Source organism: Mumia quercus (assembly GCF_025506335.1).
GTDB lineage: Bacteria > Actinomycetota > Actinomycetes > Propionibacteriales > Nocardioidaceae > Mumia > Mumia quercus.
Map to the genome: position 1 here is coordinate 389,399 of NZ_JANZYO010000003.1, position 13,003 is coordinate 402,401.

General features: G+C 72.2%; 13 protein-coding genes. 8 read left to right on the forward strand and 5 right to left on the reverse strand.

The genetic code is table 11. The features are described 5' to 3' along the window. Window positions 1-17: 17 nt before the first annotated feature. A complete protein-coding gene (locus tag NYZ95_RS08410; protein WP_262850598.1) occupies window positions 18-1,121 on the reverse strand; it encodes a GNAT family N-acetyltransferase in 1,104 nt (367 codons plus the stop codon). A 56-nt stretch (window positions 1,122-1,177) separates the two neighbouring features. Next, window positions 1,178-2,473: a Na+/H+ antiporter NhaA gene (nhaA, locus tag NYZ95_RS08415; RefSeq protein ID WP_262850600.1), complete on the reverse strand. Its 1,296-nt coding sequence runs from the start codon at window positions 2,471-2,473 to the stop codon at window positions 1,178-1,180. A 136-nt stretch (window positions 2,474-2,609) separates the two neighbouring features. Here nhaA and NYZ95_RS08420 point away from each other — a divergent pair, with 136 nt between their 5' ends. The 5 genes from NYZ95_RS08420 to NYZ95_RS08440 all read left to right on the forward strand — a co-directional run bounded on the left by NYZ95_RS08420 (window position 2,610) and on the right by NYZ95_RS08440 (window position 7,596). After that, window positions 2,610-3,131, forward strand: a complete 522-nt coding sequence (locus tag NYZ95_RS08420) for a VOC family protein (protein ID WP_262850602.1) — start codon at window positions 2,610-2,612, stop codon at window positions 3,129-3,131. Between the two features lie 84 nt (window positions 3,132-3,215). Next, window positions 3,216-4,940 carry an ABC transporter ATP-binding protein gene (locus NYZ95_RS08425; protein WP_262850603.1) on the forward strand — a complete coding sequence of 575 codons (1,725 nt, stop codon included), beginning with the start codon at window positions 3,216-3,218 and terminating at the stop codon, window positions 4,938-4,940. Next, on the forward strand, window positions 4,933-6,681 hold the full coding sequence (locus NYZ95_RS08430) for an ABC transporter ATP-binding protein (RefSeq protein ID WP_262850605.1): 1,749 nt from the start codon (window positions 4,933-4,935) through the stop codon (window positions 6,679-6,681). The genes NYZ95_RS08425 and NYZ95_RS08430 overlap by 8 nt, the downstream gene beginning before the upstream one ends. Before the next feature lie 38 nt (window positions 6,682-6,719). Then, window positions 6,720-7,106, forward strand: coding sequence for a nuclear transport factor 2 family protein (locus NYZ95_RS08435; protein WP_262850606.1), 387 nt, complete (start codon window positions 6,720-6,722; stop codon window positions 7,104-7,106). A 49-nt stretch (window positions 7,107-7,155) separates the two neighbouring features. Further along, complete coding sequence (locus NYZ95_RS08440; protein WP_262850608.1) at window positions 7,156-7,596, forward strand: Lrp/AsnC family transcriptional regulator; 441 nt, start codon at window positions 7,156-7,158, stop codon at window positions 7,594-7,596. An 81-nt stretch (window positions 7,597-7,677) separates the two neighbouring features. On the opposite strand, the gene NYZ95_RS08445 is transcribed toward NYZ95_RS08440, so the two are convergent. Genes NYZ95_RS08445 through NYZ95_RS08455 form a run of 3 tightly spaced genes read right to left on the reverse strand, consistent with a single transcriptional unit; the run spans window position 7,678 to window position 9,478 of the window. Continuing rightward, the gene (locus tag NYZ95_RS08445; protein WP_262850610.1) at window positions 7,678-7,872 is read right to left on the reverse strand and encodes a PspC domain-containing protein; all 195 of its coding nucleotides are present in this window, start codon (window positions 7,870-7,872) and stop codon (window positions 7,678-7,680) included. Further along, entirely contained in the window at window positions 7,869-8,210 is a 342-nt protein-coding gene (locus NYZ95_RS08450) for a hypothetical protein (protein WP_262850612.1), read from the reverse strand. The genes NYZ95_RS08445 and NYZ95_RS08450 overlap by 4 nt, the downstream gene beginning before the upstream one ends. Beyond that, the gene (locus tag NYZ95_RS08455) at window positions 8,207-9,478 is read right to left on the reverse strand and encodes a PspC domain-containing protein (protein ID WP_262850614.1); all 1,272 of its coding nucleotides are present in this window, start codon (window positions 9,476-9,478) and stop codon (window positions 8,207-8,209) included. Before NYZ95_RS08455 ends, NYZ95_RS08450 begins: the two co-directional genes overlap by 4 nt. Before the next feature lie 142 nt (window positions 9,479-9,620). Here NYZ95_RS08455 and NYZ95_RS08460 point away from each other — a divergent pair, with 142 nt between their 5' ends. The 3 genes from NYZ95_RS08460 to NYZ95_RS08470 are packed head-to-tail and all read left to right on the forward strand — an operon-like array spanning window position 9,621 to window position 12,988. After that, complete coding sequence (locus tag NYZ95_RS08460; protein WP_262850616.1) at window positions 9,621-10,919, forward strand: ATP-binding protein; 1,299 nt, start codon at window positions 9,621-9,623, stop codon at window positions 10,917-10,919. After that, window positions 10,916-11,602, forward strand: a complete 687-nt coding sequence (locus tag NYZ95_RS08465) for a response regulator (RefSeq protein WP_308212229.1) — start codon at window positions 10,916-10,918, stop codon at window positions 11,600-11,602. Before NYZ95_RS08460 ends, NYZ95_RS08465 begins: the two co-directional genes overlap by 4 nt. A 39-nt stretch (window positions 11,603-11,641) precedes the next feature. After that, window positions 11,642-12,988 carry a protealysin inhibitor emfourin gene (locus NYZ95_RS08470; protein ID WP_262850617.1) on the forward strand — a complete coding sequence of 449 codons (1,347 nt, stop codon included), beginning with the start codon at window positions 11,642-11,644 and terminating at the stop codon, window positions 12,986-12,988. Window positions 12,989-13,003: the final 15 nt, after the last annotated feature.

The window sequence follows — 13,003 nt, forward strand, 5'->3', positions numbered from 1 at the left end:
CGAGATCGAACGCCAGCCTAGGCTTCTTCGAGCCTGCGCTGCCACTGTGCGCCGACGCACGAGGGCCGGTAGCCCAGCGCGACGTTGATCGCGAGCATCGGGGCGTTCTCCTCGGCGTTCCAGGTGTGGATGCGCCGGGCGTGAGGCCGTACGGCGGCGAGAGTCCTCATGAGGTGGGTCTTCACGAGCATCCCGAGGCGGTGGCCCCGGTGCTCGGGGAGCACCAGGGTGTCTTGTTGCAGGACCGCTTCGGGACGTGTGTCGGCGTACTCGGCGACGGTGTAGCCGGCGAGCTCGCCGGTGGCGACATGCTCGGCCGCGACGACGACCGCCACCCAGCCCATCTGTCGCTGACGCGCGAGCGCCTCCTGCAACCGGGGGACGTCCCACGGGTCCTCTTCCTGCTCCAGGCCCGCTGACGGAGCCGCGGTCGACATCCGAGTGAGCAGGCGGGCGTACTGCGCCTGCCGGTCCGCAGGGATGCCCCCCACCCAGGTGTGCATCCGGTACGCGGTGCCGGCGACCGCCGACGCGTCCGCGGACAAGCGGTCGAGCAGGTCTGGGGGCATCGGCATGGGGAGCGTCGACATCCGCTCGACCTGCTCCAACGTGAAGTCGTGCCTGAGCAGGAACCGGGTGGTGGCGGTGTCGGCGGGGACAGCGCCTGCGCCCGTCGGGGCCTCGAGCACCGCCGCGCCGTCGTCGACGACGGGCGCGTGGGACGTGTCTGCCTGGACGACGGTACGTCCCGCCGCACGCGCGCGGCGTGCGAGCTCCTCGGCCAGCAGGCCGCCGATCCCGTGCCCGCGCCATCGAGGGGCGACGCCCACGTCGACGAGGGCGACGTTCGTGTGCCCGACCTGCGGCAGGATGATCGACGCGTGCCCGACGACCGACTCCGGCGTACGGGAGTCGTCCAGGACGGCCACGACGCGTTCCTGCACGCGGTAGCGCCGATCGGCCAGCATCGCGGCCGACCGGGCGAGGTCGGGGACCACGTCGTGGTGCCCGCGGATCTCGCGGTCGATCGCCTCACGCACGCGGACGACGCCGCGCAGCGCCCATGCCTCCGGCGCGTCCAGCGTTCGCGGGTGGGCGACCTTCACGAGATGAGGGGGCATGTCCGCGAGTCTTGCCCCCGCGTGCGGTCCCGGCAATCGAGTATTCGCCGACCCGGTCAGCCCTCGTCGTCGCGCTGGTAGACGTCGGGGATGCCGTCGTGGTCGGCGTCGCGCGACTCCTCCTCGTACAGGCGCCGGTAGCGGCGGTTGCGCAGACGGAGGACGACGGTGGCGAGCAGGGCAGCCAGGAGGGATCCTTCCAGCACGCCGATCTTGACGTAGTCGTCCCACGTCGACGCGAGACCGTACGCGAGGTCGCCGATGAGCAGCGAGACGGTGAAGCCGATCCCGCCGAGCAGGCCGACGCCGACGACGTCGATCCACCCCAGGGTCGGGTCGAGGCGCGCGTGGGTGAAGCGCGCCATCAGCCACGTCGCCCCGACGATGCCGACCGTCTTGCCGACGACGAGGCCGAGGACGATCCCGTACGTGATCGTGCTGCGGTTCGCGTCCACGAACCCGCTGACGCCGCCGACGTCGACGCCGGCGGCGAAGAACGCGAAGATCGGTACGGCGACACCGGCGGAGACGGGCCGCCACAGGTGCTCGAAGTGCTCCGCGAGGCCGGGGCCCGCGTCGGGGCCGCCGGCCTTGGCGCTGCGGACGACCGGGACGGTGAACCCGAGCACGACGCCGGCGATCGTGGCGTGCACGCCGGAGGCGTGGACGAAGGCCCACGCGAGCAGGGCGAGGGGCAGCAGGAGCCAGGCCGAGCGGACGCGGCGCTGGACCAGCAGCGCGAACAGTCCGATCGGGACGAGCGCTGCCGCGAGCCACCCGATCGCGAGGTGGTCGGTGTAGAAGAACGCGATGACGACGATCGCCAGGAGGTCGTCGACGATCGCGAGCGTCAGCAGGAACGTGCGCAGCGCTGTTGGGAGGAACGATCCCAGGACGGCGAGCACAGCCAGGGCGAACGCGATGTCGGTCGCCGTGGGGATGGCCCACCCGCGCAGCGCGCCCTCGGTGCCGAGGTTGACCACGACGAAGATCAGGGCCGGCACCACCATGCCGCCGACGGCGGCCACGATCGGGATCGCTGCCCGTCGAGGGTCGCGAAGGTCGCCTGCCACGAGCTCCCGCTTGAGCTCGAGCCCGGCGACGAAGAAGAAGATCGCGAGGAGCCCGTCGGCCGCCCACGTCCCGAGGCTCAGGTCGAGGTGCAGGGACTCCGGGCCGACGCGGGCGTCGCGCAAGGTCGCGTACGCGTCGCCGAGACCGCTGTTGGCGAGCACGATCGCGAGGGCTGCGGCGCCGATGAGCAGGAAGCCGCCGACGGTCTCCTGCCGGAGGAGCGCGGCGATGCGGGAGGTCTCTGACCAGGAACCTCTGCCGAGGACGGTGTTGGGCACGGCGCTCCTTCAGTGGGGTCGTCGGGACGGACGCCGACCAGACTTCCCGGCACACCGGGAGCCAGTCTAACGGCCCGTCCGACGTGAGCGGTGGGGGATCAGGCATACTAGATGAAAGTTCAACTAAGGAGTCGTCATGCCGATCACCCGTCTCAACCACGCCGTGCTGTACGTCCGCGACGTCGAGCGTTCCGCGCGCTTCTACTCGGAGGTGCTCGGCTTCACGGTGGTGATGGGCTTCCCCGGAGCCGCGTTCCTCCAGGCCTCGGGGAGCACCAACGACCACGACCTCGGGCTGTTCCAGGTCGGCCCGTCCGCAGGTCCGTCGGGTGCTGGCCGTACGACCGTGGGGCTCTACCACCTCGCGTGGGAGGTCGACACCCTCGACGAGCTCGAGACGGTGATGGCGCGACTGGCCGAGGCGGACGCCCTCGTCGGGGCGAGCGACCACGGCACCACCAAGGCGTTGTACGGGCAGGACCCCGACGGGATCGAGTTCGAGGTGAGCTGGCTCGTCCCGGCGGCGCTTCTCACCCCGGAGGCGCTGGCCGCGCGCGAGCGCATCGTGCCGCTCGACCTGGGGCGCGAGAAGGACCGTTACGGGGCGCGCACCCCCGGCGGGATCGGCATCAGCTGGCCCGTCCCCGACGCCGGCTGAGCGGAGCCCCCGAGCCCGGAGACCCAGGTCACACGGGCGATATTCGTTCGCTCACGTCAGGGCCCCTGCCTAGGCTTGACGGCTGTGAAGAACCTCCCGCTCGCCGACCCCGGCACACCAGACATTCGCTCGGCGACGCGGTACATGGCGTGGATCATGCGGGAGCAGGGCTGGACCCTCGTCGGTGCGATCGGCTTCGGGATCGCCTGGATGGTCGCCCAGGCATCCGTCCCTGCCGTGATCGGCGCGGCGATCGACGCCGTCGTCGACCAGGGCGCCGGGCGTGCCCTCGTCCTCTGGTCGGCGCTGCTCCTCGTGATCGGGGCGGTACAGGCGTTCTCCGGCATCATGCGGCACCGCTACGCCGTCCAGATGTGGCTCGACTCCGCGTACCGGACGGTCCAGCTGGTCAGCACCCACACCGGCCGTCTCGGCTCCGAGCTCAACCGCCGGGTGGCGCACGGCGAGGTCGTCAGCGTCGGCGCGACCGACATCGCCAACCTCGGCAACTTCGTCGACGTCATGGGCCGGTTCATCGGCGCGATCGTCGCCTACCTGGTCGTCGCCGCGATCCTGCTCCGCAGCTCCCTCACACTCGGCCTCGTCGTGCTCGTCGGGGTTCCGCTGCTCATGGCCGTCACCGGCCCGCTGCTGCGGCGCCTCAACCGGCGCAACCAGCAGGCACGTGCCCTGCAGGGACAGCTCAACACCCTGGCCAGCGACATCGTCGCCGGGCTGCGGGTGCTGCGCGGGATCGGTGGAGAGGCGATGTTCGACCGCCGCTACCGCGCCGCCTCCCAGGACGTCCGGCGGGCCGGCGTACGGGTGGCGCGGGTCCAGTCGGTCCTCGATGCCTTCCAGGTGCTGCTGCCCGGCGCCTTCGTCGTCCTCGTCGTGTGGCTGGGCGCGCGCTTCGCGGCGAACGGCCAGATCAGCGCCGGTGACCTGGTGGCGTTCTACGGCTACGCGACCTTCCTCATGCTGCCCCTCAGGACGTTCACCGAGGCGGCCAACAAGCTGATCCGCGGGCACGTGTCGGCGCGCCACGTCGTGCGCATCCTGCGCATCCAGCCCAGCGTGAGCGATCCCGCCGACCCGGTCAGCCCGCCCGACGGCGACCTGGTCGACGCGCGTTCGGGATTCGTCGCGCGCAAGGGCGTGCTGACCGCGATCGTCAGCGACGACCCCCGTGACGCCGTCGCGCTCGCCGACCGTCTGGGCGGCTACGTCGAGCCCGGTGGGGACGTGGACGCCGTCTCGTACGGGGGAGTGCCGCTCGGCGGGGTGGCGCGCGAGGAGCTGCGCCGCCGCATCGTCGTCAACGACACCGGGTCCGCGCTCTTCAGCGGGTCGCTGCGCAGCGCACTGGACGCCCGTGGCACGGCGAGCACCGAGGAGATCGACCGCGCCGTGACCACAGCGTCGGCCGACGACATCGTCGACGGCCTGACCGAAGGGCTCGACGCGGAGATCGCCGAGCGCGGACGCTCCCTGTCCGGAGGCCAGCGGCAGCGCATCGTGCTCGCCCGCGCCCTGCTCACCGACGCCGACGTCCTCGTGCTCGTGGAGCCGACCTCGGCCGTCGACTCGCACACCGAGGCGAGGGTCGCGACCCGGCTCCGCCGGCACCGGGCCGGCCGTACCACCGTCGTCGTCTCGAGCAGCCCGCTCGTGCTCGACGTCGCCGACGAGGTGGCGTTCCTGTCCGACGGTCGCGTGGTCGCGACCGGAGACCACCACCAGCTGATGACCACCGACCCGGCGTACCGCCAGGTCGTGACCCGAGAGGAGGCCGAGGACGTTGCGTGACGCGCTGCCCATCGCCGGCACCACCCTGTTCCGTTCGTACCTCCGTCGCCTCGGGCGCGACCACCGCCGCGACCTGGTCGTCATCGTGCTCCTGCACGGCGCCGCCGCCGGAGCCGGTCTCGTCGTGCCCTGGCTCGTCGGTGACCTCGTCGAGGCCGCTACCGAAGGCAGCGGCGGGTACGGCACCATCGATCGGCTCGCGCTGTTCGTCGCGGTGTGCCTCGTCGCCCAGACCGTCCTGACCCGGTACGCCCGGCTGAGGTCGTCGGTGTTCGGTGAGACCGTGCTCGCGCGCTTGCGGGAGGACTTCGTCGACGAGGCGCTGACGCTCCCGATCGGCGTCGTGGAGAGCGCCGGCACCGGAGACCTCCTCACCCGGACGTCGCGTGACGTGGACACCCTCGGCTGGTCTGTCCGCTTCGCGGTGCCAGAGACCGTCGTCGCGCTCGTCACCGCGGTCTGCACCCTCGTCGCCGCGCTGCTGGTCGGCGGATGGGTCGCCTTGCCGCTGGTCCTCGGTGTGCCGGTGCTGTGGGTGGCGACGCGCTGGTACCTCAAGCGGGCCCGCGACGGCTACATCCGTGAGCACGCCTCGTACTCGCGGATCAACGCGACCCTCGCCGAGACCGTCGAGGGCGCACGCACGGTCGAGGCCCTCGGTCTGGGCGAGCAGCGCCGGGCGCGCATCGACGAGGACATCGCGGAGTCGTTCGCGGCGGAGTCGTACACGCGCAACCTGCGGACGGTGTTCTTCCCCGCGGTCGAGATGGGCTACGTGGTGCCCATCGTCGCCACGCTCCTGCTCGGCGGCGTCCTGCTCGACCGCGGGACGATCTCGCTCGCCGAGCTGACGGCCGCGGTGCTGTACGTCCGTTTCCTCATCGACCCGGTCGACCGCATCCTCAACTGGATGGACAGCCTCCAGGTCGGAGCGACCTCGCTGGCTCGACTGCTCGGCGTCGCCGAGGTGCCCGACGACCGGACACCCACCGGGCGTACGCCTGAGGGCGAGGACATCGAGCTCGACGACGTGCGCTTCTCGTACGTCGCGGGGCGCGAGGTCCTGCACGGCGTCGACCTCGAGCTCGCGGCGGGCGAGCGTCTGGCGGTCGTCGGCCCGTCGGGTGCGGGCAAGTCGACGATCGGGCGCCTCATCGCCGGCATCCAGGGGCCGACCGAGGGTGCCGTCACGGTCGGCGGCGTGGGCGTGACCGAGCTGGAGCTCGACGACCTGCGGCGCAGGGTCGCCCTGCTGACCCAGGAGCACCACGTGTTCGTCGGCACGCTGCGCGACAACCTCCAGCTCGCGCTCGACGAGCCGGGCACTGCCGACGACGACCGCCTGTGGGCCGCGCTCGACGCGGTCGACGCGCGCGAGTGGGTCGAGCACCTCCCGCACGGTCTCGACACGCCGGTCGGCTCCGGCGGGCACCGGCTCACGGACGCGCAGGCCCAGCACCTCGCGCTCGCGCGCGTCGTGCTGACCGACCCCCACACGCTCGTGCTGGACGAGGCCACGTCGCTCATCGACCCGCGTGCCGCGCGGGCGCTCGAACGCTCGCTGAGCGCCGTCCTCGAGGGGCGGACCGTGGTCGCGATCGCGCACCGGCTGTACACCGCGCACGACGCCGACCGTGTGGCCGTCGTCGAGGACGGGGAGATCAGCGAGCTGGGGAGCCACGACGAGCTGGTCGAGCGCGGCGGGTCGTACGCGGCCTTGTGGAAGTCGTGGCAGAGCTGAGGCACCGGACTGTCAGAGGTCTCGGGCAGGCTGGCGCGATGGATGCTGTGGAGACCGTCAGGGCGCTGGAGGAGCGCATGGAGGCGCGCGACTGGGAGGGGGTCGCGGCGCTCGTGCACCCCGACGCCGTGATCGAGTGGCCGAGGACCGGGGAGACGTTCACGGGGTCGGCGTACGTCGCGATGAACCAGGCCTATCCCGAGGGCTGGTCGATCACCGTGCGTGACGTCGTCGGCGCCGGCGACCGGGCCGCGACAGACCTGGAGGTGTCGCAGGAAGGCGTCGACGGCGTGTTCGTCGCCGCCGGCTTCTGGACCGTCCGCGACGGGCAGGTCGTCGCCGGCCGCGAGTACTGGTCCGGGCCCGCGCTCGACGAGGCGCCGGCGTGGCGCGCGCCGTACGTCTCCGAGGGCCGGCGGCCCTAGGCTTGCTCGCACGCCGTGAGGCGAGAGACGAGAAGGGGCACGAGCCGACATGGACGCGGTCGACCGGGAGATCATCGGGCACCTGATGCGCGACGGACGTGCGACGTTCGCCGAGATCGGCGCTGGTGTCGGCCTGTCCGCCCCTGCGGTCAAGCGGCGGGTCGACCGGATGCGGGCGAGCGGTCAGATCACGGGGTTCACGGCGCTCATCGACCCGGCGGCCCTGGGGTGGACGACCGAGGCGTACGTCGAGATCTACTACGACGGCAACGTGTCGGCGGCCGAGCTCAAGCGCAACCTCGAGGCCATCCCGCAGGTCGTCGGGGCGTGGACCGTGGCCGGCAACCCCGACGCGATCGTGCACGTGATGGCGACCAACATGGCCGAGATCGAGCAGGTGGTCGAGCGGATGCGGGAGCATGCCCGGGTCGAGCGCACGCGCAGCGCGATCGTCATGTCGCGCCTGTTCGAACGTCCCCGCTCGCGCTGACGCCCCCAGGACCCCGATGTGGGCGGTTCTCCACCTTCTGAGTCGCCTCGGAGGTGGAGAACCGCCCACATCGGGACTGGATCAGGCGTCCTTCGGCATCAGGAGCCAGGCCGCGAGGTAGACGAGGATCATCGACCCCAGGCCGAGCACGGTGAGGACGACGAACCCGAGACGGACGATCGTCGGGTCGACGCCGAGGTAGCGGGCGAGGCCGCCGCACACTCCGGCGACCCACTGGTCGTTGGTGGTACGGACGAGCTTCTTGGAGCGGTTCATCGCTTGTCTTCTCCTTCGTCGGAGGACCCGGGCAGGTCCTCCAGGGTGAGGGTGCGGGTCGGGTCGGACGGGGTGTCGTCCGGCAGGGTGTCGTCCGGCGTGCCGTCCTGGAGGGTGCCGTCCTGGAGGGCCTGCTCGCGGGTGCGACGGCTGGTCTGACGCGCGGACACGATCGTGGCGACGAGGCCGGCGACGCCGAGCGCCACCAGGAGCAGCGGCCCGGCGACGGCGATCGAGACGGGGTCCCAGCCGGCGTACCACATCGCCCAGACGGCGCCTGCGACGGCGACGAACGTCAGACTGACGAGGGTGAGGGCGTCGAGCGGATGGCGCTTCACGAGCGGGTCACCTCCACGGTGCCGAGTCGGACGTCGATGTCGAGGGTGAGGTCGGGTCGGGCGGTGTCGACATGGCGTGCGACGTGCGTCCTGAGCCCGCCCCGTTCCGAGCCGAACGCGAGGACCGCGCCCGCGCCGACGTTGGCGTCCAGGTCGATGTCGAGGCTGGGCGGGACGATCACGCGTACGGTGCCGACGCCGTTCTCGATCTGGATCCGCCGACCGTCGAGCGCCTGCGGGTCGGTGACGCCGGTGAGATCGACGACGACCTCGCCGAAGCCGATGCCGTACGCGGCGCGGACGCCCGAAGCCGTCGACGGCGTCGCCTCGACACGGCCGGCGTCCCAGCGCGGCACGACGACCGACACCGCCAGCACCGCCACGGCGACCAGCGCCGGGAAGATCAGCGGACGCGCGTTGCCGTACATCGTGCCGACGAGCATGCCGAGTGCCAGGGTGCCCGTGGCGACCGCGACGTACACCGACGAGTGCAGGTCGCCGTCGGTGGCGATGATCATGACGCCGGTGGCGATCAACGCCACCGAGAGCGTGAGGATCGTGAGCAGCCCGCCGTCGTGCCGCGGGTTCGGCGGCTTGGGCGGTCGCGGCGCCGGGACCGGCGGGGGGACGACCGGCGGAGACGGCGGCCGCGGGGGAGCGGGCGGAACCGGGGCGTACGTGCGGGTCGGTGGACCCTGCGCGGCGAGCGGCTGCCCGTACGGGGAGGTGGCGGCGTGCGGCGGCGCCTGCGGTGAGGGGGGCGCTGGGGGGACGACCGGGGCGGCGTTGCGCCGGCTGCGCTCGCGGTACTCGCGGAGCGCGACCCAGGCGACCACCGCGACGGCGGCGAACCACAACGGGCCGAGCGCCCAGCCCCATCCCCACCCCCACTGCCAGGTGAGGGCGATCAACGCCGCGGCGCCGAGTCCCACGAGCCGGATCTGAGGCTCGTTGTCACCCAGGCCGAGCCAGCGCTTGAGGTAGCTCTCACCCGTCTGCTCGTCCGGCAGGAGGATCCATGCCGCCGCGTAGGCGAGCACGCCACCGAAGCCGACGACCGTGAGCACCGCGAAGATGATCCGCGGGATGACAGGGTCGATGCCGAGGTGGCGTCCGATCCCCGCGCACACGCCGGCGACCACGCGCCCGTCCTCGGTACGTCGGATGTCGGTGAGCGCGCCCGTGCTGGGGCGTGGAGCGTCCGGGGGTGAGGTCTCGCCGGTGCCTCCTGGGGCGGGAGCGCCCAGCGGCGGGGTCGTGTCGTCCATGCCTCCATCCTGCGGTGCGCGGTCCCTCCGGAGTATGGGGGAGAGCCCTGATCTGTGCCGGGTCGGCTGCCGTCGGGCCCAGGGTCGCGTCGGGGACGATCCGGCTGGTCCGCGGCACCGTCAGCGTGTGACGATCGGTACCGTGACGACGACTGCGACGCCGGTGCGCCGGCTCTACCGCTCTGCGAGCCCTCGGGTGCTCGGCGGGGTCGCGCAGGGACTCGCCGACCATCTCGGCGTCCCTGTGCTCTGGGTCCGCCTGGCGTTCGTCGTGACGACGCTCTTCCAGCTTGCCGGGATCCTGGCGTACGCGGCGTTCTGGGTCTGCGTGCCCCTGGGCAGCGCGGAGGACTCGCCGGGCCTGGCGAGCGCGTCGCGGCGCGGGCTGCGCAAGGACGGGCTCCGCGGTGAGGAGGAGGACGAGGCCACCTCGAACCGCGGCGCCCTCCAGACGGCCGCACTCATCGTGCTCGGGCTGGGGATCGTCTGGTTCGTGCTCGGCACCGACCGGGTCTCGAGCCTGCTGTTCCCCGCGGTGCTCGCCATCGCCGGCTTCGGGCTGATCTGGCGTCAGGCCGACGACCGTTCGCTCCGCAGGTGGGTGCGCGAGACCTCCGGGTGGCACGCGGTGCTCCGGATCGCCGCTGGTTCGGTGCTCGTCCTCATCGCGTACGCCGTGTTCGTCGCGCAGTTCGGTGGCGGACGACAGATCGCAGAGCTCGTCGGGGCGCTTATCGTCGCGGTGGCCGGTGCGGGACTCGTGCTGGGGCCGTGGATCATCCGCCTCGTCACCGCGCTGGGAGAGGAGCGGCGCGAGCGGGTGAGGTCGCAGGAACGTGCCGACGTCGCCGCCCACCTCCACGACTCCGTGCTCCAGACGCTCGCCCTGCTGCAGAAGAACGCCAACGATCCCGCGCAGGTCGCGACGCTCGCCCGGCGCCAGGAGCGCGAGCTGCGCGACTGGCTGTACGGCGAGCCGTCCAACGACGGGACGACCCTGCGCAAGGGCCTCGTGGCCGACGCCGCAGAGATCGAGACGACGTACCGGATCCCGATCGAGGTGGTGGGTGTCGGAGACGCCGACCCTGATCCCGACGTCGACGCGCTGCGCGCCGCGGCCCGCGAGGCGATGACCAACGCGGCCAAGCACTCAGGAGCTGACCGCATCGACGTCTACGTCGAGGTGGGCGGAGCCACGGCGGAGGTCTTCGTACGAGATCGTGGGCGTGGTTTCGACCCGACCCGGGTCCCGGAGGACAGGCTGGGGGTACGGCGCTCGCTGGTCGCACGGATGGAGCGGCACGGCGGCCGCGCCGTCGTACGCTCGAGCCCGGGAGACGGCACTGAGGTGCGGCTGACGCTGCCCCTCGTACGCGACCGGTCGCCGAACGGCGGCCGTGACAGTGCGCCCGAGGGCGCGGACGGAGGATCAGACAGGTGAGCACCACGCCCAGCCAGCCCGGCGGCACGGGACCCACGGGCGGTCGTGACCTGACGGTCCTGCTCGTCGACGACCACGCGATGTTCCGGACCGGGGTGCGCGCCGAGCTCGGCTCCGCCGTCCAGGTCGTCGCGGAGGCGGGCGATGTCGACGAGGCGGTCGCCGCCGTCGAGACGTACCGCCCGGCCGTCGTGCTCCTCGACGTGCACCTGCCGGGCGGCGGTGGAGCGGAGGTCCTGCGGCGGGTGGCGACGCGTCACCCGGAGACGAAGTTCCTCGCCCTCTCCGTCAGCGACGCCGCGGAGGACGTGATCGGCGTGATCCGGGCGGGTGCGCGTGGCTACGTCACCAAGAACATCACCGGCGACGAGCTGATCGACGCGATCCGGCGGGTCGCGGGAGGCGACGCGGTGTTCTCGCCGCGGTTGGCGGGCTTCGTCCTCGACGCGTTCGCGGGCACGATCGAGGTGGCGCAGGTCGACTCCGACCTCGACCGGCTCACGGAGCGCGAGCGGGAGGTCATGCGGCTGATCGCGCGCGGCTATGCGTACAAGGAGGTCGCGAAGGAGCTCTTCATCTCGGTGAAGACCGTCGAGACCCACGTGTCCTCCGTGCTGCGCAAGCTCCAGCTGTCCAGCCGCCACGAGCTGACACGGTGGGCGAGCGACCGTCGGCTGATCTGACGGGTCGCCGGTGTCGGTGGCGCGCGGTACGACTGGGAGATGAGCTGCTCCTTCGTCCCGCCCTACCTGCTCGCCCGCATCGCGCAGAGCACCGCGCATCCCCAGGCGTCCCGGTGCTCGGCCCAGACGCGAGAGCTCGACTCCGGGCTGCGCGCCCGTCGTCGCGCCGCGTCGACGACCGACCTCGCGGTCCCCGAGGACGCCGACGGCACCAAGACCGTCTTCACCGCCGCGGGGACGACCCGGCTTCCCGGTGACAAGGCGCGCGGGGACGACGAGCCGCCGACCGGCGACGTCGCCGTGGACGAGGCGTACGACAGCACGGGGGCGGTCCACAGCCTCTTCGCCACGGAGTTCGGCCGGGACGGGATCGACGGTGCCGGCAGCCCGGTGACCGTGACCGTGCACTACGGCCAGCGTTACGACAACGCGTTCTGGGACGGCCAGCAGCTCGTCTTCGGTGACGGTGACGGCGAGGTGTTCGAGCGGTTCACCAAGCCGCCGGACGTGCTCTTCCACGAGTTCACCCACGGCGTCACCCAGTTCACCGCCGACCTCGTCTACGCCGACCAGCCGGGCGCGCTCAACGAGTCGATGTCCGACTGCTTCGCGGCGATGGCCAAGCAGCAGCTGCTCGGCCAGACCGCGCAGGAGGCCGACTGGCTGATCGGCGAGGGGCTCTTCGTGCCGGGCGTCGACGCGGTAGCGCTGAGGTCGATGCTCGAGCCCGGGACGGCGTACGACGACCCTGTCCTCGGTAAGGACCCTCAGGTCGGGTCGATGAGCGACTACGTCGAGACCCGGGCCGACAACGGCGGCGTGCACCTCAACTCGGGCATCCCCAACCGGGCGTTCGCGCTGCTGGCGCTCTCGCTGGGCGGGCACAGCTGGGAGGTCGCGGGGCAGATCTGGTACGCGGCGCTGACCGGGGGATCGGTGGGGCCGAGGACCCAGTTCGCGGGGTTCGGTGCGGCGACCGTCGAGGCCGCCGAGCGGCTCTTCGGGTCTCGCGAGTCGAAGCTGGTGCGCGACGCGTGGGGCGAGGTCGGGATCGTCCCTGGTGTGGACGTGCCGACGCCCCCACGCGTGGAGACGCCCGCCGGCGCCGTACGGGTCGTGCGCTCGGGCGGCTTCGCCGGGATCGTCCGCGAGGGGGTCCTCGCGCTCGACGGGCCGGGCGGTGCCGAGGTGGCCGACCTGCTCGACCGCACCGACTTCGCAGGTCTGGGGGAGCAGCGGCCGGATCCTGACCGGTTCTCCTACACGTTCGTCTACGGCGACGACGAGGTCACGGTGCCCGAGTCGGCCCTGACGCCGGAGCTCGCGCGCGTCGTGTCGCTGGTCCTGGGCGGGGGCGACTCAAAAGCCTTGTCAGATACCCCCTAGGGGTATACGTTCGGC